General features: G+C 72.4%; 24 protein-coding genes. 16 read left to right on the forward strand and 8 right to left on the reverse strand.

The window, feature by feature from the left end; genetic code table 11:
* Positions 1-40: 40 nt before the first annotated feature.
* From IE248_RS01535 to hisG, 6 genes are all read left to right on the forward strand, one after another.
* Positions 41-1,252: an ATP-grasp domain-containing protein gene (locus IE248_RS01535; RefSeq protein WP_100582710.1), complete on the forward strand. Its 1,212-nt coding sequence runs from the start codon at positions 41-43 to the stop codon at positions 1,250-1,252.
* The gene (locus tag IE248_RS01540; RefSeq protein ID WP_073798309.1) at positions 1,249-2,490 is read left to right on the forward strand and encodes an MFS transporter; all 1,242 of its coding nucleotides are present in this window, start codon (positions 1,249-1,251) and stop codon (positions 2,488-2,490) included. Before IE248_RS01535 ends, IE248_RS01540 begins: the two co-directional genes overlap by 4 nt.
* The gene (locus tag IE248_RS01545; RefSeq protein WP_100582708.1) at positions 2,483-3,661 is read left to right on the forward strand and encodes an ATP-grasp domain-containing protein; all 1,179 of its coding nucleotides are present in this window, start codon (positions 2,483-2,485) and stop codon (positions 3,659-3,661) included. Before IE248_RS01540 ends, IE248_RS01545 begins: the two co-directional genes overlap by 8 nt.
* A 79-nt stretch (positions 3,662-3,740) precedes the next feature.
* Positions 3,741-4,748: an ATP-grasp domain-containing protein gene (locus tag IE248_RS01550; protein WP_008738267.1), complete on the forward strand. Its 1,008-nt coding sequence runs from the start codon at positions 3,741-3,743 to the stop codon at positions 4,746-4,748.
* Positions 4,745-6,091: a hypothetical protein gene (locus IE248_RS01555; protein ID WP_190029817.1), complete on the forward strand. Its 1,347-nt coding sequence runs from the start codon at positions 4,745-4,747 to the stop codon at positions 6,089-6,091. The genes IE248_RS01550 and IE248_RS01555 overlap by 4 nt, the downstream gene beginning before the upstream one ends.
* 137 nt (positions 6,092-6,228) lie before the next feature.
* Complete coding sequence (gene hisG / locus IE248_RS01560) at positions 6,229-7,083, forward strand: ATP phosphoribosyltransferase (RefSeq protein ID WP_008738265.1); 855 nt, start codon at positions 6,229-6,231, stop codon at positions 7,081-7,083.
* Positions 7,084-7,123: 40 nt separating this feature from the next.
* On the opposite strand, the gene icmA is transcribed toward hisG, so the two are convergent.
* The 4 genes from icmA to IE248_RS01580 all read right to left on the reverse strand — a co-directional run bounded on the left by icmA (position 7,124) and on the right by IE248_RS01580 (position 11,167).
* Positions 7,124-8,824, reverse strand: a complete 1,701-nt coding sequence (icmA, locus tag IE248_RS01565; protein WP_008738264.1) for a coenzyme B12-dependent isobutyryl-CoA mutase large subunit — start codon at positions 8,822-8,824, stop codon at positions 7,124-7,126.
* Between the two features lie 141 nt (positions 8,825-8,965).
* Positions 8,966-9,295: a DUF3817 domain-containing protein gene (locus IE248_RS01570; protein ID WP_008738263.1), complete on the reverse strand. Its 330-nt coding sequence runs from the start codon at positions 9,293-9,295 to the stop codon at positions 8,966-8,968.
* Positions 9,296-9,373: 78 nt separating this feature from the next.
* On the reverse strand, positions 9,374-9,883 hold the full coding sequence (locus IE248_RS01575; protein ID WP_008738261.1) for a MarR family winged helix-turn-helix transcriptional regulator: 510 nt from the start codon (positions 9,881-9,883) through the stop codon (positions 9,374-9,376).
* A gap of 21 nt (positions 9,884-9,904) precedes the next feature.
* On the reverse strand, positions 9,905-11,167 hold the full coding sequence (locus IE248_RS01580) for an MFS transporter (RefSeq protein ID WP_229895081.1): 1,263 nt from the start codon (positions 11,165-11,167) through the stop codon (positions 9,905-9,907).
* A 96-nt stretch (positions 11,168-11,263) separates the two neighbouring features.
* Here IE248_RS01580 and IE248_RS01585 point away from each other — a divergent pair, with 96 nt between their 5' ends.
* The gene (locus IE248_RS01585; RefSeq protein ID WP_190029818.1) at positions 11,264-12,268 is read left to right on the forward strand and encodes an ArsR/SmtB family transcription factor; all 1,005 of its coding nucleotides are present in this window, start codon (positions 11,264-11,266) and stop codon (positions 12,266-12,268) included.
* A 40-nt stretch (positions 12,269-12,308) separates the two neighbouring features.
* Here IE248_RS01585 and IE248_RS01590 read toward each other — a convergent pair whose 3' ends face one another.
* Both IE248_RS01590 and IE248_RS01595 read right to left on the reverse strand, forming a co-directional pair.
* Positions 12,309-12,605: an MTH1187 family thiamine-binding protein gene (locus IE248_RS01590; protein ID WP_073798304.1), complete on the reverse strand. Its 297-nt coding sequence runs from the start codon at positions 12,603-12,605 to the stop codon at positions 12,309-12,311.
* On the reverse strand, positions 12,602-12,946 hold the full coding sequence (locus IE248_RS01595) for a DUF3817 domain-containing protein (protein WP_073798303.1): 345 nt from the start codon (positions 12,944-12,946) through the stop codon (positions 12,602-12,604). Before IE248_RS01595 ends, IE248_RS01590 begins: the two co-directional genes overlap by 4 nt.
* Before the next feature lie 231 nt (positions 12,947-13,177).
* Here IE248_RS01595 and IE248_RS01600 point away from each other — a divergent pair, with 231 nt between their 5' ends.
* The 6 genes from IE248_RS01600 (at position 13,178) to IE248_RS38530 (ending at position 16,708) form a co-directional block, all read left to right on the forward strand.
* On the forward strand, positions 13,178-13,816 hold the full coding sequence (locus IE248_RS01600) for an AIM24 family protein (RefSeq protein WP_073798302.1): 639 nt from the start codon (positions 13,178-13,180) through the stop codon (positions 13,814-13,816).
* Complete coding sequence (locus tag IE248_RS01605) at positions 13,816-14,466, forward strand: AIM24 family protein (protein ID WP_037791294.1); 651 nt, start codon at positions 13,816-13,818, stop codon at positions 14,464-14,466. Before IE248_RS01600 ends, IE248_RS01605 begins: the two co-directional genes overlap by 1 nt.
* Before the next feature lie 11 nt (positions 14,467-14,477).
* A complete protein-coding gene (locus IE248_RS01610; protein ID WP_037791293.1) occupies positions 14,478-15,287 on the forward strand; it encodes an AIM24 family protein in 810 nt (269 codons plus the stop codon).
* A gap of 79 nt (positions 15,288-15,366) precedes the next feature.
* Positions 15,367-15,843: a MarR family winged helix-turn-helix transcriptional regulator gene (locus IE248_RS01615; RefSeq protein ID WP_073773293.1), complete on the forward strand. Its 477-nt coding sequence runs from the start codon at positions 15,367-15,369 to the stop codon at positions 15,841-15,843.
* A 110-nt stretch (positions 15,844-15,953) separates the two neighbouring features.
* Positions 15,954-16,544, forward strand: coding sequence for a PepSY domain-containing protein (locus IE248_RS01620; protein ID WP_190029819.1), 591 nt, complete (start codon positions 15,954-15,956; stop codon positions 16,542-16,544).
* A gap of 89 nt (positions 16,545-16,633) precedes the next feature.
* The gene (locus tag IE248_RS38530; protein WP_099895366.1) at positions 16,634-16,708 is read left to right on the forward strand and encodes a 50S ribosomal protein bL37; all 75 of its coding nucleotides are present in this window, start codon (positions 16,634-16,636) and stop codon (positions 16,706-16,708) included.
* A 100-nt stretch (positions 16,709-16,808) separates the two neighbouring features.
* Here IE248_RS38530 and meaB read toward each other — a convergent pair whose 3' ends face one another.
* The gene (gene meaB, locus IE248_RS01625; RefSeq protein ID WP_037791289.1) at positions 16,809-17,771 is read right to left on the reverse strand and encodes a methylmalonyl Co-A mutase-associated GTPase MeaB; all 963 of its coding nucleotides are present in this window, start codon (positions 17,769-17,771) and stop codon (positions 16,809-16,811) included.
* A gap of 11 nt (positions 17,772-17,782) precedes the next feature.
* Positions 17,783-18,997, reverse strand: coding sequence for an acetyl-CoA C-acetyltransferase (locus IE248_RS01630; RefSeq protein ID WP_037798139.1), 1,215 nt, complete (start codon positions 18,995-18,997; stop codon positions 17,783-17,785).
* 137 nt (positions 18,998-19,134) lie between these two features.
* On the opposite strand from IE248_RS01630, the gene mce reads away from it, so the two are divergent.
* The 3 genes from mce (at position 19,135) to IE248_RS01645 (ending at position 25,510) form a co-directional block, all read left to right on the forward strand.
* Positions 19,135-19,563: a methylmalonyl-CoA epimerase gene (gene mce, locus IE248_RS01635; RefSeq protein WP_008738238.1), complete on the forward strand. Its 429-nt coding sequence runs from the start codon at positions 19,135-19,137 to the stop codon at positions 19,561-19,563.
* A 191-nt stretch (positions 19,564-19,754) separates the two neighbouring features.
* Positions 19,755-24,377, forward strand: a complete 4,623-nt coding sequence (scy, locus tag IE248_RS01640; RefSeq protein ID WP_100582702.1) for a polarized growth protein Scy — start codon at positions 19,755-19,757, stop codon at positions 24,375-24,377.
* A 194-nt stretch (positions 24,378-24,571) separates the two neighbouring features.
* Entirely contained in the window at positions 24,572-25,510 is a 939-nt protein-coding gene (locus IE248_RS01645; protein WP_008738235.1) for a coiled-coil domain-containing protein, read from the forward strand.
* The last annotated feature ends 102 nt before the right edge of the window (positions 25,511-25,612 follow it).

The following is a 25,612-nucleotide window of genomic DNA, read 5'->3' on the forward strand; positions in this document are numbered from 1 at the left end:
TTCTCTTTCTTCTCCCCGCACACGACAAAAGGCCACACCCATGACCAATGTCGCCATCATCAATTACGGCGCCCAGCACGATTACGCGGCCATGCTGCACGAGCTGGCCGACGGCGTCCACGTGTTCAGCCACAACCCCCTGGCCCGGCACGAGGGACTCGCCTCCTACGAACACGTGGTGGACTGCGAGTTCGTCCCGTACGCCGAGCTGCGGATCCGGCAGCTGGCCGAGAGCGAGCCGTTCGCGTACGTCATCACCGACAACGAGTACGACCTGGAGCGGGTCGCGCGCATCCGCGAGGACCTCGGTGTCCCCGGCCAGTCCTCGGCCAGCGCCACCTCCTTCCGCGACAAGGTCGTCATGAAGGACACCGCGAGCCGTACGGTCGGGACGCCTCGCTACGCCCGGCTGCGGACGATCGTCGACCTGACGGACTTCATCGGGGAGAACGGCTACCCCGTCGTCGTCAAGCCGGTGAGCCAGGGCGGCTCCCGCGACATCACCGTGCTGCGCGACGAGGACGAGCTGATCGCCTTCAGCCGCCGCCACTGGCGCGAGGACCTGATGGCCGAGCAGTTCATCGACGGCGAGATCTACCACGTCGACGCGATCCTGGCCCCCGGCTACCGGTTCGTGGCCTCCTCGCGGTACCTGCGCGACTGTCTCGGCGTCATCTCGGGCCAGAACAACGGCTCGTTGCAGCTGGACCCGCGCGACAAGCTGGCCCGGCGGCTGGAGGAGTTCCTCGACCGCGTCCTCGACGCCTTCGACACCCCCGAGGTCGGCGCGTACCACCTGGAGGTGTTCCGCACCCGCGACGACGAGTTCCTGCTGTGCGAGATCGCCTCGCGCGTCGGCGGCTCCCGGATCCCCGCCCTGACCCGGCTGACGTACGGCCTGGACCTGCACGCCACCTGGCTGCGGCTCTCGTGCGGCCTGCCCGTGGAGCCCGCGCCGACGGCCGTGCCGGCCGAGGTGCGCGGCTCGATCGCCGTCGTCCCGCAGGGCCGCCCGGTGCGGGCGCCGCAGTCGCTGCCGTTCGAGTGGGTCGACCAGTACCAGGTCAACGAGCAGCTCGCGCTGGGCGCGGTGCCGCAGAACAGCACCTCCCACCTGTGCTTCGCACTGGTGCGCGGGGCGAGCACCGCCGAGGTGGAGAGCCGGCTGCTGGAGGCCGAGGCCTGGATCCTCGGCAACCTCGTCGAGGTCCCCGAGGACTCCACCGAGGCCGACCGGGTTCCCGCGCCGTGAACGGGTGGCGCGGGGCGTCGCCGACCGCGCGCCTCCTCCTCGTGGCCGTGCTCCTGACCGGCCTGACCACCTTCATGTTCCTGCCGCTGCTGGCCATCGAGCTGACGGCGCAGGGCATACCGGCGGGCCGGACCGGGTTCCTGGTGGGCCTGCTGGCCTTCTCCAGCCAGGCGTTCTCGCTGCTGAGCGGGCTGCTGGTGGACCGGCTGGGCCCCCGCCGGGTGATGGCGGCCGGGTTCCTGCTGCGGATCGCGGGCTACGTACTGCTCGGGCTCGGCGGGGCCGGCCGGCCGGCCCCGCTCGTGGCCGGGATCGTGGCGGTCGGCGTCGGAGGCTCGATGCTGGGCCTGTCGACCAAGACCCTGCTGGTGTCTCAGGAGGGCTCCGACCCGCGCACGATGCTCGCGCTGCGCTCCACCTTCGTGAACATCGGCGTCGTGGTCGGGCCCGCGCTGGGGGCCCTGGTGTACCCGCTCGGGTTCCGCTACATCCTGGCGGCGTGCGTGCTCTCGCACCTCGTCCTCGGCATCGGCCTGGTGTCCGGGCGGACGGCGGCCGCGGTCCCGGGCCGGACGGCGGCGAAGGCCACCGGCCCGGGCGCCGGGCCGGACGCCGATCCCGGCGCCGCGCCGGACGCCGCCGCCGGCCGGCCCGGTGAGGTCACGCGCTGGACCCTGCTGCGCCACTGGGCGCCGCTGGCCGCGCTGGGCGTCGCGTACTGGGCCATCTACAGCCAGCTCAACGTCCTCCTCCCGATCGCCGCGAACGAGCTGACCGGCAGCACCGCCGCCATCTCGGTCGTCTTCACCGCCAACGGCCTGCTCGTCGTGCTGTTCCAGTACACGCTGCTGAGCAGGGTTTTCCGCCGCGCCACCGCGCGCACCCTGCTGGCCCTCGGCTTCCTCGCATTCGCCTGCGCCTACGCCGTGCTCATCCCGCTCGCCGGGTGGTACTCGCTGCTGGCGTTCGTCCTGCCCGTGACGCTGGCCGAGATGCTGATCGGCCCCAGCCTCGACGAGCAGGCCGTGAACGCCGCCGCGCTGCGCCGCACCGGGCTCGCGCTCGGCACCATGAGCGCCGCCGGGGCCCTGGGCAGCCTGCTCGGCTCCAGTCTGGGCGGCCAGCTGCTCCAGGCCACGCGGGGCGGCAGCCGGGCCTGGGTGCTGCTCGTGGGGTGTTCCCTCGCCGCCGCGGCGATCTGTCTCCTCCTACCGAAAGTGCGTACGCGCCATGCCTGAAACCCGACCGACCGTCGTCCTCCTCAACCCCCGCGAGCACGTCATCGCCGCGGCGCAGCGGCTCGGCGCGGCGCTGGTGATCGTGTCCGACCCCGGGGCCCCGCTGCCCGCGGACCTGCCCGTCGTCCCCGTCGAGTCCGAGTGGATCTCCGACCCCGAGGACCTGATCGGGCAGCTCGGCAAGCTCGAACTGGCCGCGCCGGTCAGCTGTTTCGGCTTCGGCGAGCTCGGCTGCGCGGTCTCCGCGGTGGTCAACGAGCGGCTGGGCTGGCCGGGCAACCCGCCCGGGGCGCTGGTCGCGTTCAAGGACAAGGCGAAGCTGCGGGCCGCCGTCGGCGACCGGGCCGGGAAGCCGGTCGCGTACCGGACCTGCGCCGAGAAGGACGAGATCCTGCCCGCCGTCGAGCTGATCGGCTACCCGTGCGTGGTCAAGCCGGTCGACGGCACCGGCAGCGCCGGAGTGCGCTACCTGGCCGGTCCGCAGGAGGCCGAACGGTACGTGGCCGAGCTGGACTTCCGTACCCCGTACGTGGTCGAGGAGTTCCTGGTCGGCACCGAGTACAGCGTGGAGGCGATGAGTTCCTCCGCCGGCCACCGGGTGCTGGCCATCACGGAGAAGATGACCACCGGCGCCCCCGGGTTCGTCGAGACCGGGCACACCCTGCCCGTCCGCCTCGACCCGGCCTCCGAGGCCGCCATCGGGGCGCTGGTCGCCGCGACCCTGGACGCGGCGGGCTACCGTACGGGCCCCTCGCACACCGAGGTCATGCTGACGGCCGACGGTCCGCGCCTCATCGAGTCGCACGGGCGCCCCGGCGGCGACCGGATCAGCGACATGCTGGACCTCGCGCTCGGCGAGGACGTCTTCGAGCAGGCCATGGCCGACGCCCTGGGCCTGCCCGTAGCCGGCGCCCCGACCCGCGACCGGGTCGCCGGGATCCGCTACGTCACCTTCGGCCGGACGACCCCGGTCCAGGACATCAGCACCGAGCTGGTCGGCTCGCTGCCCGGCGTCACCGAGGTCGTGGTCAGCGTCCCGGCGGGGCAGCTGCCCCCGGAGGTCCTCAGGTCCCGGGACCGGCACGGGTTCGTCGTCGCCGTCGGCGCGGACCGCGAGGAGCTGGAGAGCCACCTCGACGTCGCGGTGCGCACGCTCACCGCCGGCCGCTGACCCGGCGGCTGCCTGGGGCCTGTGCCCCGCCCCCTTTCCCATCGTTCGCACGCCCGCACGCTCCCGAAAGGCACCTCCCGTGTCGTACAAGATCCTCGTCCTGGTCTCCGAGGCCGCCAAGTTCCGCCTCGACAACCACTCGATCATCCCCAGCGCCCTCTACCGCGAGGGCCACGACGTCCACATCGGCGACATCGACACGCTGTCCGTGCACGACTCCGTCGTGGTCGTCGACCGGGTGCGGCTGTCCGAGGAGTACCTGACCGGCAACGACTTCCCGGCGCTGAGCGAGCCCTACGCCTCCGCCGAGGACTTCGACCTGGTCTGGGTCCTCACCGGCACCCACCCCGAGGCGCTCGCCGACTCCTTCCAGCTGCTGTGGCTGCTCAACCAGCGCGTGCCGTTCGTCAACGACGCCGCCGCGCTCTTCTACCTCAACTCGAAGATCACCCTGGGCGCGGCCGTGCCGCAGGCGAACCTGCCCGCGTCGTACGTCTCGAACGACTTCGAGTACCTCACCGGCCTGGTCGAGTCCGACGAGGACCGCACCTGGGTGCTCAAGCCCACCAACGAGGGCTGTGGCGCGGGCGTCTACTTCGTCGGCAAGAACGAGCGCAACCGGCCGGCGCTGCTCCAGGCGGCCACCGGCAACGCGGTGCCGCGCTACGAGATGTACAGCCGCAACATCATCGGCCTCGCCAAGCGCTACACGGCCGTGCAGGAGTACATCCCGAACGTCCGGGAGAACGAGAAGCGCGTCATCATCGCCGGCGACGTCCCGGTGTGCGGGTTCCGCCGCTTCCACTTCGAGAACGACGACCGGGCGAACGTCACGCTCGGCACCAGGTTCGAGGGCCTGACGCTGACCCCGGAGGAGGACGAGTTCGTCCGCGCCCTCGGCAAGCGGATGATGGACCTGGGCATCTTCTACTCGGGCATCGACATCGCGTATCCGTACGTCATGGAGTTCAACCTGGTGAACCCGGGCGGCCTGAACTACTCGTTCCGCGCCACCGGGATCGACCAGTCCTCCGAGACCGTCAACACGGTGCTGGCCGCGCTGCGTGCCGCCGGGAAGATCTCGTGAGCGCCTGGTCCTCCCTCGACCCGCGCGCCACCGACGCCTGGGCGGACTTCATCGCGAGCGGCGGGGAGGCCGGGGCCGCCGCGGCCGCCGCCGACGCCGAGCGCTTCCAGGCGCGGCTGCACCGCCCCGGCTGGGTGCACATGTATCCGCCGCCGGTCCTCCACAAGGCCGCCGCCGAGGAGGTCGCGGAGGTGGGCGTACGGCTCGCCGGGCTGGTGACGGCCTTCCCGCGGCGGGTCTTCGGCGACGACCTCGGCGCCTGGGCGGCGTACCTCGGCATCCCGGCCGAGGACGCGGACCTGATGGCGCAGGCGCTGCGGCACCCCCGGACGGGCCGGGCGGCCACCGCGGTCATGCGCCCCGACCTGGTGGTGACCGACGACGGGCTGAAGCTGGTCGAGCTGAACGTGTCGACCCCGATGGGCGGCCTGAGCACGCTCGCCCCGTACACGGCGGCCACCCTGGACTCGGCGTTCGGGCGGTTCCTGGCCGGGCGCGGGCTCACCCCGGGCGGGCCGGCGACCTCGCGGATCTGGCTCGACATGCTCGCCGGGCTGGTGCGGGTCCCGGCGGACCGGCCGCTGCGCGTCTTCGAGGCGATCGCGAACCCGGCGGACATCGACTCGGGGCGCCGGTTCTTCGTGGACATGATCCGCTCCGGCGGGTACGAGATCAGCTGTGGTCTGATCGCCGATCTGGAACTCACCGACGAGGGCGTGTTCTTCGAGGGCGAGCGGATCGACGCGGTGGTCACCATGTACACCTGGCACGAGACGAAGAACCACGTGCCGCCGGCGCTCACCCGCCGGCTGATGGAGCTGGACCGGGCGCTGAAGGTGGACTTCATCGGCGCGCCCGCGACGGCGCTGTACGACAACAAGGCCAATCTGGCGCTGTTCTCGGAGCCGGAGTTCGAGGCCCTCCTGACCGAGGAGGAGCGCGCGCTGGTACGGGCGCACGTGCCGCCGACGTTCCGGCTGCGGGCCGACACCCTCGACCGGGCGGTCGCCGGGCGCGAGGAGCTCATCTGCAAGCCCGCCTCGGCGTACGGCGGCAAGGACATGGCGTTCGGCTTCGCCTCGGACGACGCGGCCTGGCGGGCGCTGATGGCGGAGCGGCTCGCCGATCCGCGCGAGCGCTACGTGCTCCAGCGGCGGCTGCGGCCGGCCGTGGTGGTGCTGCCGGGGGCGAACCCGCCCGGGCGCGAGATGGTGCTGGCGCCGCTGGTGTTCGGCGGCCGGTACGCCGGAACGTTCCTGCGGCAGGCCCCGCCGCGGCCCGAATCGACGATCAACGCGTCGAGCGGGGCCGAGGCGGCCGCGGTCCTGACCTTCGCGGAGTAGCCCCACCGGTCCGGAGCGGCCCCGCGGGGCCGCTCCGGACCCCGGCACGACACAGCACGGAACAGCACGGCACGGAACAGCACGGCACGGCACAGCCCCTGATCGTTCGACCGTTCACGACGTGAGGAGTCCGACGGATGCTAAGGATCGCGGTCCCCAACAAGGGTTCCCTGTCCGACCGGGCCTCGGCGATGCTCCGCGAGGCCGGCTACCAGCAGCGCAAGGAGGCCAAGGAGCTGGTCCTCGTCGATCCCGGCAACGCGGTCGAGTTCTTCTACCTCAGACCGCGGGACATCGCGGTCTACGTCAGCTCCGGCCGCCTCGACCTCGGCATCACCGGCCGCGACCTGCTCGTCGAGTCCGGGGCCAACGCCGAGGAGGTGCTGGCGCTCGGCTTCGGCCGCTCGACGTTCCGCTACGCCGTCAAGCCCGGCTGGGCTCGGGACACCGCCGACTTCGACGGCCTGACCATCGCCACCTCGTACGAGGGCATCGTCGCCAAGCACCTCGCGGCGAGCGGGATCCAGGCCTCCGTCGTCCACCTCGACGGCGCGGTGGAGACCGCCATCGAGCTCGGGGTCGCCCAGGTCGTCGCCGATGTGGTCGAGACCGGGACCTCGCTGCGCAACGCCGGGCTGGAGGTGATCGGGGAGCCCGTCATGGAGTCGGAGGCGGTCGTGATCCGCCGCCCGGGCGCCGACGCGGGCTCCCAGGAGGCGAAGGCCCGGCAGTTCCTGCGGCGCCTCAAGGGCGTCCTGGTCGCCGGGGCGTACGTGATGATGGACTACGACTGCCGGGCCGAGGACCTGGAGGGCGCGGTCGCCCTCACGCCCGGCCTCGAAGCGCCCACCGTCTCCCCGCTGCACAACGAGGGCTGGGTGGCCGTCCGCGCGATGGTCCCCGCCGCGGAGGCCCAGCGGATCATGGACGACCTCTACGAGCTGGGCGCCCGCGCGATCCTCACGACGGCCATCCACGCCTGCCGTCTGTGAGCGCGCGGACGCCCGCCCGGTCGTCCCGCGAGGGCCCGGCTCAGAAGCCGGGCGGCTCGGTGTAGGTGCCCCACTCGTCGCGCAGCACGTTGCAGATCTCGCCGAGGGTGGCCTCGGCCCGTACCGCGTCGAGCATGGCCGGGATCATGTTCGACCCGTCCCGCGCGGCCTCCAGCATCGTCTTGAGCGAGGCCGTGACCTTCGCGTCGTCGCGCCGGGACTTGCGCGCGGCGAGCTCGCGGACCTGGACGGTCTCCACCTCGTGGCTGACCCGGAGGATCTCCAGGTCGCCGGTGACCGAGCCGTGGTGGACGTTGACGCCGACGACCCGCTTGTCGCCCTTCTCCAGGGAGCGCTGGTACTGGAAGGCCGACTCGGCGATCTCGCCGGTGAACCAGCCGTCCTCGATGCCGCGCAGGATGCCCGAGGTGATCGGACCGATCGGGTGCTGCCCGTCCGGGTGGGCGCGCAGCCCGCGCTCCTTGATCTGGTCGAAGATCTTCTCGGCGTCGGCCTCGATGCGGTCGGTGAGCTGCTCGACGTACCAGGCGCCGCCCAGCGGGTCGGCCACGTTGGCGACGCCGGTCTCCTCCATGAGCACCTGCTGGGTGCGCAGGGCGATCTCGGCCGCCTGCTCGCTCGGCAGCGCGAGGGTCTCGTCGAGGGCGTTGGTGTGCAGCGAGTTCGTCCCGCCGAGGACGGCGGCGAGGGCCTCGACGGCGGTGCGGACGACGTTGTTGTACGGCTGCTGCGCGGTCAGCGAGACCCCGGCGGTCTGGGTGTGGAAGCGCAGCCACATCGACTTGTCGCTCTTGGCCCCGTAGACCTCCTTCATCCAGCGCGCCCAGATCCGGCGGGCCGCGCGGAACTTGGCGATCTCCTCGAAGAAGTCGAGGTGGGCGTCGAAGAAGAAGGACAGCCCGGGCGCGAAGACGTCCACGTCCATGCCGCGCGAGAGGCCGAGTTCCACGTACCCGAAGCCGTCGGCGAGGGTGTAGGCGAGCTCCTGCGCGGCCGTGGCCCCGGCCTCGCGGATGTGGTAGCCGGAGACGGACAGCGGCTTGTACGCCGGGATGCCCTTCGCGCAGTACTCCATGAGGTCGCCGATGAGGCGCAGGTGCGGCTCGGGTTCGAAGAGCCACTCCTTCTGGGCGATGTACTCCTTGAAGATGTCGGTCTGGAGCGTGCCGTTCAGCACGGCCGGGTCCACGCCCTGCCGCTCGGCGGCGACCAGGTACATGCAGAACGCGGGCACGGCGGGCCCGGAGATCGTCATCGAGGTGGTCACGTCGCCGAGGGGGATGTCCTTGAACAGGACCTCCATGTCGGCGGCGGAGTCGATGGCGACGCCGCAGTGGCCGACCTCGCCGAGCGAGCGCGGGTCGTCGGAGTCGCGGCCCATGAGGGTCGGCATGTCGAAGGCGACGGAGAGCCCGCCGCCGCCGGCGGCCAGGATCATCTTGTAGCGCTCGTTGGTCTGCTCGGCGTTGCCGAACCCGGCGAACTGCCGGATCGTCCAGGTCCGGCCTCGGTAGCCGGTGGCGTGCAGGCCCCGGGTGTAGGGGTACTCGCCCGGCCAGCCGATGCGCTCGAACCCCTCGTAGGCGTCGCCGGGGCGGGGCCCGTAGACGGGGTCGACGTCATCTCCGGAGAGCGTCGTGAAATCGGCCTCGCGCTTGCGGGCCTTGTCGTAACGGGCCTGCCAGCGGCGGCGGCCCTCCTCGATGGCGTCAGCATCCATGCTTCAAATTTACTAGGACGTCCTAGTAAATGTCGATGGCAAACCTCCGGTAGTCCTGAGGTGACTCCCCGTGACGCGACGAAGCCCGTCGCGGCGGCGACGGGCTTCGGGCGGGAGTCCCGGGGTCGGAACGGAAGGGGGTCAGGCCTCGGCGGTGGCCAGGCCGCCCTCGACCAGCGGCTCGACCTCGGCGCGGATCCTGCGCTCGACGAAGAAGGCGGCCAGCGGGATCGTCCCCGAGACGAGCACCCAGAGGAGCTTGCCGAAGGGCCACTTGGCCTTGGAACCCAGGTCGAAGGCGAACACCAGGTAGATCATGAACAGCACACCGTGGGCCTGCGAGACCGCGAAGGTCAGGTCGGCGCCGGTGTCGAAGCCGTACTTCGCCACCATGCAGGCACAGAGGATCAAGAGCATGACCGCCGTCACGTAGGCCATGACGCGGTAGCGGGTCAGCACGCTTCGTTTCATGCGGACGAGCCTAACCGTCCCTTTTGCTCGATCTTGACGAGGGGCCGGGTGACGCCGGCTGCTCCCCCGCCCCTTCCCCTACTTCTCCTGGAAGTCGGCGGCGGCCACCCGCAGGGGGCGCAGCAGCGCGAAGATCTCGCCGCACTCCTCCTCGTCGTACGCCCCGAGGCCGAAGTCGATCTCCATCAGGTCCTTCGTGGCCGCCTCGACCACCTCGCGGCCCTTGTCCGTGATGGAGGCGAGGGTGCCGCGTCCGTCATTCGGGTTGGGGCGCTTGTCGACGAGACCGGAGCGGACCAGCCGGTCCACGGTGTTCGTCACCGACGTCGGGTGCACCATGAGGCGCTCGCCGATCTTCGACATCGGGAGCTCACCGGCCTTGGAGAAGGTGAGCAGCACCAGCGCCTCGTAGCGCGCGAAGGTCAGTCCGTACGGTTTGACCACCGCGTCGACCTCGGCGAGCAGGATCTGGTGCGCGCGCATGATCGAGGTGATGGCGGCCATCGAGGGCACCGGCCCCCAGCGCTGCTGCCAGAGTTCGTCGGCGCGGGCGATGGGATCGAAGGGAAGACTGAGCGGCTTGGGCACGGACCAGACCCTACCGGGCGGTCATTTGCCGGGGGGTCCCGTCTCATTCCCCGGCCCTCCCGACGGGCGGCCGGCGGCCCTCAGTTCGGCGAACAGCAGGACGACGACCACCGTGCCGAGGGCGGCGGCGCCCGTGACGACCACGTGCACCGGGAGGAACTCGGCGGCGAGCCCGGCCAGTGCCATGCCGACGCCCTGGAAGGTCATCAGGCCGGTGCTGAGCAAGGTCATGGCCCGGCCCCGGAGTTCCCCGGGGACGGCGTCCACGTACATCTGGTCGAGGCCGAGGGTGTGGGCGTGGGCGAGCCCCGAGAGCAGCAGCAGAACGAACAGGACGGCGGCGCCGGGCCGGAGCGCGTAGCCGAGCAGCGGCAGCGGCGCGGCGGTGGCGAGCGGGACCACGATCCGCGAGCGCGTCCGGGGGGAGAGCGCGGAACCCGCCCAGAGCTCGCCCGCGATCACGCCGACGGGCTGCGCGCACATCAGCAGCCCGAGGGCGGCGGTGCCGGCGCCGATGCCGTCGGCGTACGGGGCGAGCAGGGCCTCCGGGACGATGACGAAGACGGGCGGCAGCCAGAACAGCAGGATCAGCGCCCGCAGCCGGCGCTCGCCCAGTACGGCCCGCAGCCCCGCGCCGACGGACATCGGCGGTGCGCCGGCTCCCGCGCGGGCGGGCCGGGAGCGGGTGCCGAACCGCAGCAGCAGCGCGGAGCCGAGGAACCCGGCGGCGGTCAGGGCGACGGCCCCGCGCGGTGCGAGGACGGTGAGCAGCAGTCCGCCGATCCCGAAGCCGGTCAGCTGGGCGCTCTGGGCCACCATGCGCAGCAGCGAGCGGCCGAGGACGAAGGCGTCGCCGGGGCCGAGGACGTCGGCGAGGGAGGCGGCGCGGGCGCCCTGGAAGAGCGGCGCGACGAAGGCCATGGCGCAGCGCAGTACGAGGATCCCCGCGACCGGGGTGCCCGGCAGGACCATGGCGGCGGCGCACGCGGCGCAGACGAGGTCGCAGCCGACGAGCACCCGCCGGGCGGGGTACCGGTCGGCGGTCCCGGCGAGCAGGGTCCCGCCGAGGGCGTAGGGGAGGAAGCCGAGGGCGAAGGTGAGCGCGCTCATCAGGGGCGAGCCGGTGAGGCGGTAGACGAGGACGGTGAGGGAGATCTCGGCGATCACGACGCCGAGGACGGACAGCAGGTGCGCGGCGAAGACGGCCCGGAACTCACGGATCCGGAACACCGTGCGGTAGCCGCCGGCGGGGGTGAGCGCCGTGGCCCGGTTGACGGTTGGCATGCGGACCACCCTGCGCGGGCTACGGTGGCGCGGACAGGGATTCGGCGCAGGCCGAATCACCGGGGCCTCTCGGGGCGGCGACGGGAGGTACGGCCGATGGCGTTCCACTTCCGCTTCGGGCCGGGTGACCTGCTGCGCTGCCGGTTCGCGATCTCCCCGCGCTGGGAGACGCAGGAGGCGGTGCGGACCCTGCGCCGCCCGCACCGGCAGGCGTACCACCTGCCCTGGCTGCGCCGGATCCGGGCGGCCGCCGACGGGCTGGACCTGCGGCCGCTGTGGCTGCTGATGCCGCGCAGCGGGCACAACCCGGACTTCCTCGGCCCGCCGCCGCTGGGGCCCTCCGCCATGATGGAGGAGGAGCTGGCCCGGGTGCGCGCCGCCGGCACCGAGGACCCGGAGGCGGTACGGGAGGACCTGCGGCGCGCGCTCGTCTGCACCCCGGGTGCCCTGGAGAGCGACCTCGGGCAGCGGATGCTCGCGGATCCGGCCCGGGCGGTACGGGAGTTGGCCGATCTGTACGAGCGGGCCTGGGCCGCCCTGATCGCCCCGCACTGGCCGCGGCTGCGCGCCGTGCTGGAGGCGGACATCCTGTTCCACTCGCGCCGGCTCACGGCCGGCGGTCTGGAGGCCCTGTTCGACGGCCTCCATCCGGACCTCGGCTGGTGCGAGGACACGCTCACCATCCGGCGCCGGGCGCACCACGACCGGGAGCTGAACGGGCAGGGGCTGCTGCTGATGCCGAGCGCGTTCGTGTGGCCGGAGGTGGTCGGGGGCTACGACCCGCCCTGGCAGCCGACGCTCGTCTACCCGGCCCGGGGCATCGGCGCGCTGTGGACGGCTCCGGCCGGTCCGGCCCCGCGGGCGCTGGCCCGGCTGCTCGGGCGGGCCCGGGCCGACGTGCTGTGCGCCCTGACCGAGCCGGCCTCGACGACGGCGCTCGCGCACCGCCTGGGGCTCGCGCCGTCAACGGTGTCGGCGCACCTCAAGGCCCTGCACGGGGCGGGCCTGCTGATCTCCGCCCGCCACGGACACCGGGTCCACTACGAGCGCACCCCCCTGGCGATAGCCCTGACCACGGGCACACCCCCCGAGCCCACCTGAGCAGGACCGCCGGGGCTCCGTACCCGCGCGCCGACTCCGCTCAGCCGCCCGCGAGGTGGCGTTCGACCGTCTCCATCTTCGAGGTCATGCCGTCGCTGACGCCGGGGCGGATGTCGGCCTTGAGGACGAGGGAGACGCGCGGGGCGCGTTCCTCCACGGCGGCGACCGCCCGCTTGACGACGTCCATCACGGCGTCCCAGTCGCCTTCCACGGTGGTGAACATCGCGTCGGTGCGGTTCGGCAGACCGGACTCGCGCACGACGCGGACCGCGTCGGCCACGTACTCGCCGACCTCTTCGCCCACCCCCAGCGGGGTCACCGAGAACGCGACGATCACGCGTCGGCCGCCTCGCGCGCGCGGGCCGCGATGACGCTGTCGGCCTCTTCGCGCTTGAGCAGCTTGTCGCCGTAGAGGCCGCCGAAGGGCACCAGCGAGAGCAGGAAGAACAGGGCGGCCTTCTTGAACGGCCACTTGGCCCGGTTCCAGACATCCAGCAGGAAGACCGAGTAGATGAGGAAGAGGATGCCGTGCAGCATGCCCAGCGGCATCTTCAGGTAGTCGATGTCGGTGAGCCAGCTCAGCAGCGTCCCGAAGATCAGCAGGGCGGGGAAGGAGAGCGCCTCCGGAACGGAGATGAGGCGCAGCCGGTGCAGGGCGGAGGCGGTCTTGATGTCCACGTGGAACCTTCGGGACGGGGCTGGAGGTCGGTCCCAGTGTCTCAGCCGCTTTGCGGGATCTTGACCCGGGTCCCGCTCCGCGCGCGGGCGTGGCGCGGGCGGCGCGCGGGGCGGCCCGCGCCGGCCGCGGCCGGGCCGGAGGTGGCCGGGTGTGCCCGATCGTGCCCGAGTGTGGCGCATATCGGCCACGAGGCCCTGTTCGGGTGCGCTCCCTGCCGATAACGTCATCCCGTGGCTCAGTTCCGACTCCAAGGCAGCAAGGTGCTGGCCGTCGATCTGACCGGGGACGCCGTGAAAGCGAAGAACGGCTCCATGGTCGCGTACGACGGGCAGATGGCCTTCAAGAAGATGACCGGCGGTGGCGAAGGCCTCCGCGGGATGGTGACCCGCCGGCTGACCGGCGAGCAGATGACCGTGATGGAGGTACAGGGGCACGGCACCTGCTTCTTCGCCGACCGCGCGAGCGAGATCAACCTCGTCAGCCTGCGCGGCGAGAAGCTCTACGTGGAGTCCAGCAACCTGCTGTGCACCGACGCCGGGCTGCGCACCGGCACCACCTTCACCGGGCTGCGCGGCGGGGCGACGGGCAACGGCCTGTTCACCACGACCGTCGAGGGCAGCGGGCAGGCGGCGATCATGTCGGACGGCCCGGCGGTGGTGCTGCGCGTCAGCGCCCAGTACCCGCTCTCCGTCGACCCGGGGGCGTACATCGCGCACACCGGCAACCTCCAGCAGTCCTTCCAGTCCGGCGTAAACTTCCGCACGCTGATCGGCGAGGGCTCCGGCGAGGCGTTCCAGATCCGCTTCGAGGGCGAGGGCCTGGTGTACGTGCAGCCCAGCGAGCGCAACACCATCGGGGGCGACATCTGATGCCGTTCCGCGAGATCAACTCCAAAATGGTCGAGGCCCAGGTGATCCCGGGGCAGAAGATGTACAGCCAGCGCGGCGCGATGCTCGCGTACCGCGGCGAGGTCTCCTTCACCCCGAGCCTGACGGGCGGTCAGGGCGGGGTGATGGGCATGATCGGCCGCCGCGTGGCGAACGAGCAGACCCCGCTGATGAGCGTCGAGGGCAGCGGCACCGTGATGTTCGGCCACGGCGGCCACCACATCCAGGTGATCAACCTGACCGGCGAGACCCTCTACGTCGAGGCCGACCGGCTGCTCGCCTTCGACGGCACCCTCCAGCAGGGCACGATGTTCATGGGCTCGCAGGGCGGGGTCATGGGCATGGTGCGCGGCCAGGTGACCGGCCAGGGCCTGTTCACCACCACCCTCAAGGGCCACGGCTCGGTCGCCGTGATGGCCCACGGCGGGGTCATCGAACTCCCCATCACCCCCCAGCGCCCGGTGCACGTGGACCCGCAGGCGTACGTCGCCCACCACGGCGAGGTCCGCAACAAGCTCTCCGCCGCGCTCGGCTGGCGGGACATGGTGGGGCGCGGTTCGGGTGAGGCGTTCCAGCTGGAGCTGTCCGGCCAGGGCGCCGTGTACGTGCAGGCCTCGGAGGAGAAGCTGTGAACTTTGGACCCGTGCCCGGTGGGCCTGGCGGCCCGACCGTGTTCGACCCGTACTCCCTGCCCTCCGACGACAACGTGAACGCGTACACCTTCTGCGTGGAGCTCAAGGGGAGCCAGTGGTTCCTGCAGAAGGGCAAGATGATCTCGTACTACGGGCGCATCGAGTTCAACGGCGTCGGCAACGGCCGCTTCGACCGGCTGCTGCGCACCAGCTTCCACTCGCCGCTGCACGCGAGCGACTGGGTGGTGGCCGAGGGGCAGGGCAAGATGCTGCTCGCCGACCGGGCCTTCGACGTGAACTCGTACGACCTGGACAACGGCAACCTGACCATCAGGTCGGGCAACCTGCTCGCCTACCAGCCGACCCTGGCGCTGAAGCAGTCGATCGTCCCCGGCTTCCTCACGCTGATCGGAACCGGGAAGTTCGTGGCGGCGTCCAACGGGCCGGTGGTGTTCATGGAGCCGCCGCTGCGCGTGGACCCGCAGGCGCTGGTGGGCTGGGCCGACTGCCCCTCCCCCTGCCACCACTACGACCACGGCTACATGTCGGGCGTGATGGGCGGCCTGCGCTCGCTCTCGGGCATCGGGGGCGCCTCGGGCGAGGAGCACCAGTTCGAGTTCGTGGGCGCGGGCACGGTGCTGCTCCAGTCCTCGGAGATGCTGATGGCGGAGCAGGCCGTCGGCGCCGTGGGGGCGGGCGCGGAGTCCGCCGGGGTCCCGGGGGCCGGGTACGGCGGCGGGCAGGGCGGGCCGCTGGGCCAGCTGGGTGTTCCGCGGATGCCCGGACAGCTGGGTGACATCCAGCGGCGGCTCGGCCTGTGAGCGCCCGTGGGCGACTTCCCAGATCTTCCTATTTTTGTACGTAATTCAACTTCTTAGGTAGAGTTCATTCATGGAGACCATGGAGACCGAGACGGCCACCCGCTGGCTGACCGACGCCGAACAGTGCGCCTGGCGCACCCACCTGGACGTCAGCAGACTGCTGATGCACCAGCTGGAAAAGGATCTCCAGCCCTTCGGACTCACCAACAACGACTACGAGATCCTCGTGAACCTGTCGGAGTCCGAGGGACTGCGGATGCGGATGAGCGACCTCGCGACGTCGACGCTGCAGTCCAAGAGCCGGCTGTCCCACCAGATCACCCGAATGGAGGCAGCGGGCCTCGTCCGCCGGATGAGCTGCGAGTCCGACCGCCGCGGTCTGTTCGCCGTCCTCACCGACGAGGGCATGGAGCTCATGCGGAAGGTCGCCCCGCACCACGTGGCGTCCGTCCGCAAGCACTTCATCGACCTGCTGTCCCCGCAGGCCCTCACGGCGCTCCGGGATTCGCTGGACCCGGTCGCCGACCACCTGCGCACCAACCGCGGCAAGGGCTGAGGCGACCGCGCGCCGTCCGCGCGGCCGTCCCGGAGAATGAGCCGTATCGCTCACTCGCCGGTCACCCGCCGAGCAACCGTAAGCGCCTGGCCGGCCCGAGGAGGTCTGCCATGCAGCGCAACACGTACATCTCGACGGCCGCGGCCGTGGTCCTGATGGTCGGGGGCCCGGTCGCGGCCGCCGCCGCGGCCACCTCCGGCGCGGCCGGAACCCCCTCCGCCGCCACGGCGGCGGTGCGCGCCGACGTCGACGCCACGGGGGCCGCCGAGGCGGCCGTGAAGCACTACCCCGGCACCGTCGTGTCCCTCGACAAGGACGGCGCGGTCTGGCACGTCGACGTGGTCGGCAAGAACGGCAAGCACGCGGAGCTGACCGTCGACACCCGCAGCGGCAAGGTCTTCACCGAGCACGCGGACGGCGACGACGACGACGGCGACAACGCCCAGGAGAAGAAGCAGCTGCTCGCCGCGAAGGTCAACGCACAGAAGGCGGTCAAGGCGGCCCTCGCCGCCCATCCCGGCCAGGTCCGGTCGGTGGACTGGGACGACGACGACAACGGCGGCGCCCGCTACTGGGACGTGGAGATCCAGCCCAAGGGCGGCGGCGCCACCAAACACGTCCACGTGGACGCCACGACGGGCAAGGCCACCGTGTCCTCGTCGGACTCGGACTCGGACGACGACAACGACAACGACTCCTGACGAGAACGACGACTGAGCCTGCGCGACGGACCGGGCGACCCTAGACTGGCGAACGCCCGGAGTACCCCGATCTTCGAGGGAGTGGCGTCATGGCCAAGCGCGGCAACAAGAAGCGAGCACGCAAGAAGAAGAAGGCGAACCACGGCAAGCGTCCCAACGCCTGACCGCTGCGCCGTACGGCACCGCACGGAGCCGTACAGACACGCGAGCGCCGTGCCCCGGGAAGGAACCGGGGCGCGGCGCTCGCGTGCGTCCAGGAGCGGCTCAGGCCTCCGTCAGCGTCGCCAGCAGTGCGTCCGAGGCCGCGTACGGGTCCAGCTCCCCCGCCGCGACCCGCGCCGCCAGCGCGTCGAGGTGCGCGTCGCCGCTCAGATCGGCCATCCGCGCCCGCAGGGCCGTCACCGCGATGGTCTCCACCTCGCGCGCGGCCCGGGCCGCGCGGCGCTCGGCGAGCACCCCGCGCTCGTCCATCCACGCCCGGTGCTTCTCCAGCGCCTCGACCAGCTCGTCGATGCCCTGCCCGCGCGCCGCGACCGTCTTCACGATCGGCGGCCGCCAGTCGTGCCGGCCCCGGGCCTCGCCCAGGCCCAGCATGTGGTTCAGCTCCCGGGCGGTGGCGTCCGCGCCGTCCCGGTCCGCCTTGTTCACCACGTACACGTCGCCGATCTCCAGGATGCCCGCCTTGGCGGCCTGGATCCCGTCGCCCATCCCGGGCGCCAGCAGCACCACCGAGGTGTCGGCCTGCGAGGCGATCTCGACCTCCGACTGCCCGACGCCGACCGTCTCGACGAGGATCACCTCGCAGCCGGCCGCGTCCAGCACCCGGATCGCCTGCGGTGCGGCCCACGCGAGGCCGCCCAGGTGGCCGCGGGTGGCCATGGAGCGGATGTAGACCCCCGGGTCCGAGGCGTGGTCCGACATCCGCACCCGGTCGCCGAGGAGCGCGCCCCCGCTGAAGGGCGAGGAGGGGTCCACGGCCAGGACGCCGACGCGCTTGCCGGCCTTCCGGTACGCGGACACCAGCGCCGAGGTGGACGTGGACTTGCCCACGCCCGGGGAGCCCGTCAGGCCCACCACGTACGCCCCGCCGGTCAGCGGGGCCAGGGCCGCCATCACCTCGCGCAGTTGCGGGGACGCCCCCTCGACCAGTGAGATCAGCCGGGCCACCGCCCGCGGCCGGCCCTCACGGGCCTGTGCCACCAGCGTGGGGACGTCCACCGTCGTCATCCGAGCAGCACCTACGCCTTCGCGCCGGAACCCGGGACGCGCACGATCAGCGCGTCACCCTGACCACCGCCGCCGCACAGGGCGGCCGCGCCGACCCCGCCGCCGCGGCGCTTGAGCTCCAGCGCCAGGTGCAGCACCACGCGGGCGCCGGACATGCCGATGGGGTGCCCCAGGGCGATCGCGCCACCGTTGACGTTCACCTTTTCCGGGGACACGCCGAGGTCCTTGACGGACTGCACGACGACCGCTGCGAAGGCCTCGTTGATCTCGACGAGGTCCAGGTCACCGACCTGGAGGCCGTCCTTCTCCAGGGCCGCCAGGATGGCGTTCGTCGGCTGCGGGTGCAGCGAGTTGTCCGGGCCGGCCACGTTGCCGTGGGCGCCGATCTCGGCGAGCCACTCCAGGCCCAGCTCCTCGGCCTTCGCCTTGCTCATCACGACCACGGCGGCGGCGCCGTCGCTGATCTGCGAGGACGTACCGGCGGTGATGGTGCCGTCCTTGGTGAACGCCGGGCGGAGCTTGGCGAGGGACTCGACCGTGGTCTCAGGGCGGACGCCCTCGTCGTGCGCGAAGACGACCGGGTCGCCCTTGCGCTGCGGGACCTCGACCGGGGTGATCTCGGCGTCGAAGACGCCGTTCTTCTGCGCCGCGGCGGCCTTCTGGTGCGAGAGGGCCGAGAACTCGTCCTGCGGGGCGCGCTCGATGCCGAGGAGGGTGTTGTGGTGCTCGGTGGACAGCCCCATCGGGATGTTCTCGAACGCGTCGGTGAGACCGTCGTACGCCATGGCGTCGAGCATCTCGATGGCGCCGTACTTGTAGCCCTCGCGGGACTTCGGGAGCAGGTGCGGGGCGTTCGTCATGGACTCCTGGCCGCCGGCGACCACGATGTCGAACTCACCGGCGCGGATCAGCTGGTCGGCCAGCGCGATGGCGTCCAGGCCCGAGAGGCACACCTTGTTGACGGTGAGCGCGGGCACGTTCATGGGGATGCCGGCCTTGACGGCGGCCTGGCGGGCGGGGATCTGGCCCGCGCCGGCCTGGAGCACCTGGCCCATGATCACGTACTGGACCTGGTCGCCGGAGATCCCGGCCCGCTCCAGCGCGGACTTGATGGCGAAGCCGCCGAGGTCGGCGCCCGAGAAGGACTTCAGCGAGCCGAGCAGCCGCCCCATGGGCGTGCGGGCCCCTGCGACGATCACTGACGTGGTGTTGTTCGATCCGGACATGAGGCACAGCCCCTTGCAGATGAGGAGTGAACGAGGGTTTACCTGAATGTACTGAGCGGTACCCGCTCCGTCATCGGGCAGTCGGTGTGATCGCTGGCACGTTGCGTGACGACCCTCCTCAGCGGTGCACTGGTCCCATGCTGACAAGAATCGACCACATCGGGATCGCCTGCTTCGACCTGGACAAGACCGTCGAGTTCTACCGTGCCACCTACGGGTTCGAGGTGTTCCACTCCGAGGTCAACGAGGAACAGGGCGTCCGCGAGGCCATGCTCAAGATCAACGAGACCTCCGACGGCGGGGCCTCGTACCTCCAGCTCCTGGAGCCCACCCGCGAGGACTCCGCAGTGGGCAAGTGGCTGGCCAAGAACGGGGAGGGGGTCCACCACATCGCCTTCGGCACCGAGGACGTCCAGGGCGACTCGGAGGCCATCCGGGGCAAGGGAGTCCGCGTCCTGTACGACCAGCCGCGCACCGGTTCCATGGGCTCTTCCATCACCTTCCTGCACCCCAAGGACTGCCACGGAGTCCTCACCGAACTGGTCACCTCCAACCCCGAGCACTGACGGACCACTGATGGCCCGATTCCCCGGCCGGTAGAGTGGCCGTGGCTCGGCCGGGGTTCGGTGCGGAGACGGGGTCGGGGCCTGTGGACCCTGCCCCCATCTGACACCATTCCCCCGGGGGCGTCGTTCAGCGGGCGAGCGATGCTCAATTGGGAGTGAGCTTGCGACCAGGGGACGGATGGGACCGCGCTGTGCGGGGCTACGAAAGCCAGGAGAGCCAACAGGCTGAAGCCGACCATCTCTCGCGCTTCGAGGCCGAGATGGAGCGGCTGAAGAAGGAGCGCGGGAAGGCCGTCCAGCACGCCGAGGACCTGGGCTACCAGGTCGAGGTGCTGCGCGCCAAGCTCCACGAGGTACGCCGCAGCCTGGCGTCCCGTCCCGCTTACGACAGCGCGGACATGGGCTACCAGGCGGAGCAGCTGCTCCGCAATGCCCAGATCCAGGCCGACCAGATGCGCTCCGACGCCGAGCGCGAGCTGCGCGACGCCCGGGCGCAGACCCAGCGGATCCTCCAGGAGCACGCCGAACACCAGGCGCGCCTGCAGGCCGAGCTGCACAGCGAGGCCGTCAACCGGCGCCAGCGGCTGGACCAGGAGCTCAACGAGCGCCGCCAGACCGTCGAGGCGCACGTCAACGAGAACGTGGCGTGGGCCGAGCAGCTGCGCGCCCGCACCGAGGCGCAGGCGCGCCGGCTCATGGAGGAGTCCCGCGCCGAGTCCGAGCAGGCGCTGAACGCCGCCCGCTCCGAGGCCGCCCGGCTCGCCGAGGAGGCCCGCCGCCGGCTGACCTCCGACGCCGAGGCCGCCCGCGCCGAGGCCGAGAACACCCTGCTGCGCGCCCGCAAGGAGGCCGAGCGGCTGCTGACCGCCGCCTCCTCGCAGGCCCAGGAGGCCAGCGAGCACGCGGAGCGGCTGCGCTCCACCACCTCCGCCGAGGCCGAACAGACCCGGCAGCAGACCCTGGACCTCGGCCGGGTCGCCGAAGCCCGGGTCCAGGAGGCCGACGGGGCGCTGCGCACGGCCCGCGCCGAGGCGGAGAAGCTGCTCGCGGAGGCCAAGGAGAGCGCCGCCCGGCAGCTCACCTCGGTCGAGTCCGTCAACGAGCAGCGCACCCGGACCGCCAAGGAGCAGGTCGCCCGGCTGGTCGGCCAGGCCACCAAGGAGGCCGAGGCCCTCAAGGCGGAGGCCGAGCAGACCCTGGCCGACGCCCGCGCCGATGTGGAGCGGATGCGCACCGAGGCCGGCGAGCAGGCCCGTACCGCGGCCGCCGAGGACACCGCGGCGCAGCTGGCGAAGGCCGCCCGCACGGCGGAGGACGTACTGAACAAGGCCTCGGAGGACGCCCGGGCCACCACCCGCGCCGCGTCCGAGGAGGCCGAGCGGATCCGCCGCGAGGCCGAGACCGAGGCGGACCGCCTGCGCCTGCAGGCGGCGACCACGGCCGATGAGCTCAAGGGCGCCGCGAAGGACGACACCGAGGAGTACCGGGCCCGCACCGTCGAGCTCCAGGAGGAGGCCCGGCGGCTGCGCGGCGAGGCCGAGCAGCTGCGCGCCGAGGCCGTCGCCGAGGGCGAGCGGATCCGGGGCGAGGCCCGCCGCGAGGCGGTCCAGCAGATCGAGGAGGCGGCCCGGACCGCCGAGGAGCTGCTGGGCAAGGCCAAGTCCGACGCGGACGAACTGCGCGGCGGCGCCACCGCCGAGAGCGAGCGGGTGCGCGCCGAGGCCGTCGAGCGGGCCACCACCGTGCGCCGGCAGGCCGAGGAGACCCTGGAGCGGACCCGCGCCGAGGCCGAGCGGCTGCGCGCGGAGGCCGAGGAGCAGGCCGAGGCCGTACGGGCCGAGGCCGACGAGACGGCGCGCGAGCGGCGCGAGCAGACCGACCGGGCGCTGGCCGCGAAGCGGGCGGAGGCCGACGAGGAACTCGTCCGCCTGCACACCGACGCCGAGGGCCGGCTGTCCACCGCCGAGCAGACGCTGCGCGACGCCCGCGCGGCGGCGGAGAACGTCCGCCGGGAGGCGAGCGAGGAGAACGACCGGCTGCGGGCCGAGTCGGCGGAGCGGATCCGCACCCTCCAGACGCAGTCGGAGGCGGAGGCCGACCAGCTGCGCACCGAGGCGGCGCAGGACGCCGGCCGGACGCGCGCGGAGGCCGAGCAGGTGGCCGTACGGCTGCGCGGCGAGGCCGAGGCCGAGGCGGAGCGGGTGCGTTCCGAGGCCCAGGAGACCGCGGACCGGCTGCGCGCGGAGGCGAAGGCCGCCGCCGAGCGGGTCGCCGCGGAGGCCGCCGAGGCGCTGACCGCCGCCCAGGAGGAGGCCGCCCGGCGCCGTCGCGAGGCCGAGGAGACCCTGGCCGCGGCCCGTACGGACGCGGGCAACGAGCGGGCCCAGGCCCGCGAGCAGAGCGAGGAACTGCTGGCGCAGGCCCGCAAGCGCTCCGAGGAGGCGCAGGCCGAGGCGGTCTGGCTGACCGAGGAGGCGGAGGGGCGCGCCTCGGAGCTGGTCGCGGCGGCGGAGACCACCGCCCAGCAGGTACGGGACTCCGTGGCCGGTCTGCACGAGCAGGCCGAGGAGGAGATCACCGGGCTGCGCAGTGCCGCCGAGCACGCGGCGGAGCGTACGACGACGGAGGCGGAGGCCGAGGCCGCCCGCGTCCGCGCGGACGCCTACGACGAGCGCGAGCGCGCCACCGAGGACGCCAACCGGATCCGCGGTGAGGCCCGCGCCGAGACGGACGCGGCGAAGGCACTGGCCGAGCGCACGGTCGGCGACGCGCTCGCCGAGGCGGAGCAGCTGCGCGGCGACACCGCGGAGTACGCGCAGCGGCTGCGCACCGAGGCGACGGACGCGCTGGCCGCGGCCGAGCGCGACGCGACCCGTACCCGGGCCGACGCCCGCGACGACGCGAACCGCATCCGGGGCGAGGCGGCGGAGTCCCTGGAGGCCTCCCGCACCGAGGGCGCCCGGATCGTCGCCGAGGCGACGGCGGAGGCCGAGCGCCTCACCGAGGAGACCCTCGCGGCGAACGCGGCGACGGCCACGGAGGCCGAGGCCGCGGCCGATGCCACCCGCGCCGAGGCGGCGGGCACGCTGGACGAGGCCCGCGCGGAGGCCAACCGGCTGCGCACCGAGGCCGCCGAGCAGGCGGACCGGCTCATCAGCGAGGCGGCGGCCGAGGCCGAGCGCCTCGCGGAGGAGACCCGCGCGGCGAGCGAGGCGACCGTCGGCGATGCCGAGGCCCTCGCGGACGCCATCCGCACGGAGGCGGCCGGCATCCTGGACGAGGCCCGCGCGGAGGCCAACCGGCTGCGCACCGAGGCCGCCGAGCAGGCCGACGGCCTGGTCTCCGAGGCCACGGCTGCGGCGCAGCGGCTCACGAAGCAGGCGGCCGACACGATGGCCGCGGCCGAGCGGGACGCGGCGCGGATCCTGGTCGACGCCCGGACCGAGGGCGACCGGCTGGTCGACGAGACCCGTGTGGCCAACGAGGCCACGGTCGGCGAGGCGGCTGCGGAGGCCGAGCGGCTGCGCACGGAGGCGGCCGGGTCCCTGGACGACGCCCGCGCGGAGGGCGGCCGGATCATCGGCGAGGCCACCGCGGAGGCGGAGCGCGTCACGATCGCGGCCAACGAGACGCTGGAGAGCGCCGAGCGGGAGTCCGAGCAGACCCTCGACGAGGCCCGCGAGGCGGCGAACCGGCTGCGCGCCGAGGCCGCGGAGCAGGCGGACCGGCTCATCACGGAGGCGGCGTCCGAGTCGGACAAGCTCGTCGAGCAGACCCGCAAGGACAACGAGCGGACGGTCGGCGAAGCCCAGACGGAGGCCGAGCGGCTGCGCGCGGAGGCGTCGGAGGCCCTGGCCTCGGCGCAGGAGCACGCGACCCGTACCCGGTCGGAGGCGGAGCGCGTCAAGGCGGAGGCCAAGGCCGCGGCGGAGCGCACCCGTACGGAGGCCCGCACCGAGTCCGAGCGGCTGCTGGACGAGGCGCGCGAGGAGGCCAACAAGCGTCGTACCGAGGCCGCGGAGCAGGTGGACCGACTCATCACCGAGTCCTCGGCAGAGGCGGAGAAGCTGACCTCCGATGCCCGCAAGCAGGCCCTGGCCGCCACCACGGCGGCCGAGGAGCAGGCGGACGCGATGGTCGACGCGGCCCGCAAGGAGGCCGCGCGGATCACCGCGGAGTCGACGATAGAGGGCAACTCCCTTGTGGAGAAGGCCCGTACGGACGCGGACGAGCTGCTGGTCGGCGCGCGTACGGACGCCTCGGCCATACGGGAGCGGGTGGAGGAGCTGCGCTCCCGCGTCGAGGGCGAGGTCGAGGAGCTGCACGAGCGTGCGCGCCGGGAGTCGGCCGAGCAGATGAAGTCGGCCGGCGAGCGCGTGGACAAGCTGGTGCGCGCGGCGACGGAGCAGAGCGTCGAGGCCGAGGCGAAGGCCAAGGCCCTGGTGTCGGACGCGAGCAGTGAGGCGAGCAAGGTCCGGATCGCGGCGGTCCGCAAGGCGGAGGCGCTGCTGAAGGAGGCCGAGCAGAAGAAGGCCGACGTGGTCCGCGAGGTCGAGTCGACCCTGTCGGAGGCCAAGGCGGAGGCCGAGCGGCTCGTCGAGGAGGGGCGGCGCGAGCTGGAGGTCCTGGTGCGCAGGCGCGAGGACATTCAGGCGGAGATCTCCCGTGTCCAGGACGTTCTTGAGGCGTTGGAGTCATTCGAGGCACCTTCGGGTGCCACGAAGCCCGGGGTCGGTGGCCAGGGCACGGGGGGCGTGAAGGCCGGCGTGACAGCGGGTTCCACTCGTTCGGGTGGTAAGGCGTCAGAGGGCTAGCCGAAACCCGTGTTTGTGTGCACCTGATGAAGGTTCACGCGTACGGGTGCGAAGCATTCTGCCGCCTTGCCACTCAAAAGGGGTGTCATTGTCCAGATCAAACGTGGATTGACTCGATGACACGCCGTCTGGGCGCCTAGGATTCCCCTAACACCTCACGTAGCACCTCACCGGTCTCATTCGACAGGAACCCCATGAGCGACTCTCACTCCCCCTTCGGCTTCGAGCTCGTGCGGCGCGGTTACGACCGCGGTCAGGTGGACGACCGCATTACCAAGCTGGTCTCCGACCGCGACAGCGCCCTTGGACGTATCAACTCTCTGGAAAAGCGCATCGAGGAACTGCACCTCGAAACGCAGAACGCCCAGGCCCAGGTGAGCGACGCCGAGCCGTCGTACGCCGGTCTCGGCGCCCGGGTCGAGAAGATCCTGCGGCTGGCCGAGGAGGAGGCGAAGGACCTGCGCGAGGAGGCCCGTCGCGCGGCCGAGCAGCACCGTGAGCTCGCCGAGTCGGCCGCCCAGCAGGTGCGCAACGACGCCGAGTCGTTCGCCGCCGACCGCAAGTCGAAGGCGGAGGACGAGGGCGTCCGCATCGTCGAGAAGGCCAAGGCGGATTCGGCCACCCTGCGCTCCGAGGCCCAGAAGGACGCGGCCTCCAAGCGCGAGGAGGCCGACGCCCTCTTCGAGGAGACCCGCGCCAAGGCCGCCCAGGCCGCGGCGGACTTCGAGACCAACCTGGCCAAGCGCCGCGAGCAGTCCGAGCGCGACCTGGCCTCCCGTCAGGCCAAGGCCGAGAAGCGCCTCGCGGAGATCGAGCACCGCGCCGAGCAGCTGCGCCTGGAGGCCGAAAAGCTTCGTACGGACGCGGAGCGCCGGGCCCGCCAGACCGTGGAGACCGCGCAGCGGCAGGCCGAGGACATCGTGGCCGACGCCAACGCGAAGGCCGACCGGATCCGCAGCGAGTCCGAGCGCGAGCTGGCGGCGCTCACCAACCGCCGCGACTCGATCAACGCGCAGCTCACCAACGTCCGCGAGATGCTGGCGACGCTGACCGGCGCGGCCGTCGCCGCCGCCAACCCGATCGTCGACGACGAGCCGGTCACGCGCGGCGTTCCGGCGCAGCAGAGCCGCTAGCCGCAAACCCCGTCGCCTCTCCGGCAGGAGAACGGCGGCAGAACAGTGTGCCCGAGGGCCCCGTGCCACCCGTTTTGAGGTGGCGTGGGGCCCTCGGGCGTT

The sequence above is a fragment of the Streptomyces goshikiensis genome, assembly GCF_014650555.1.
Taxonomy (GTDB): Bacteria; Actinomycetota; Actinomycetes; order Streptomycetales; family Streptomycetaceae; genus Streptomyces; species Streptomyces goshikiensis.

What these genes read in the sequence shown, in the direction of transcription:
- IE248_RS01545 (WP_100582708.1), top strand. Translation starts at nt 2,483, where the DNA reads ATGCCTGAAACCCGACCGACCGTCGTCCTCCTCAACCCCCGCGAGCAC.
- IE248_RS01620 (WP_190029819.1), top strand. Translation starts at nt 15,954, where the DNA reads ATGCAGCGCAACACGTACATCTCGACGGCCGCGGCCGTGGTCCTGATG.
- IE248_RS01535 (WP_100582710.1), top strand. Translation starts at nt 41, where the DNA reads ATGACCAATGTCGCCATCATCAATTACGGCGCCCAGCACGATTACGCG.
- IE248_RS01645 (WP_008738235.1), top strand. Translation starts at nt 24,572, where the DNA reads ATGAGCGACTCTCACTCCCCCTTCGGCTTCGAGCTCGTGCGGCGCGGT.
- IE248_RS01585 (WP_190029818.1), top strand. Translation starts at nt 11,264, where the DNA reads ATGGCGTTCCACTTCCGCTTCGGGCCGGGTGACCTGCTGCGCTGCCGG.
- mce (WP_008738238.1), top strand. Translation starts at nt 19,135, where the DNA reads ATGCTGACAAGAATCGACCACATCGGGATCGCCTGCTTCGACCTGGAC.
- IE248_RS01605 (WP_037791294.1), top strand. Translation starts at nt 13,816, where the DNA reads ATGCCGTTCCGCGAGATCAACTCCAAAATGGTCGAGGCCCAGGTGATC.
- IE248_RS01615 (WP_073773293.1), top strand. Translation starts at nt 15,367, where the DNA reads ATGGAGACCGAGACGGCCACCCGCTGGCTGACCGACGCCGAACAGTGC.
- meaB (WP_037791289.1), bottom strand. Translation starts at nt 17,771, where the DNA reads ATGACGACGGTGGACGTCCCCACGCTGGTGGCACAGGCCCGTGAGGGC.
- IE248_RS01630 (WP_037798139.1), bottom strand. Translation starts at nt 18,997, where the DNA reads ATGTCCGGATCGAACAACACCACGTCAGTGATCGTCGCAGGGGCCCGC.
- hisG (WP_008738265.1), top strand. Translation starts at nt 6,229, where the DNA reads ATGCTAAGGATCGCGGTCCCCAACAAGGGTTCCCTGTCCGACCGGGCC.
- icmA (WP_008738264.1), bottom strand. Translation starts at nt 8,824, where the DNA reads ATGGATGCTGACGCCATCGAGGAGGGCCGCCGCCGCTGGCAGGCCCGT.
- IE248_RS01580 (WP_229895081.1), bottom strand. Translation starts at nt 11,167, where the DNA reads ATGCCAACCGTCAACCGGGCCACGGCGCTCACCCCCGCCGGCGGCTAC.
- IE248_RS01570 (WP_008738263.1), bottom strand. Translation starts at nt 9,295, where the DNA reads ATGAAACGAAGCGTGCTGACCCGCTACCGCGTCATGGCCTACGTGACG.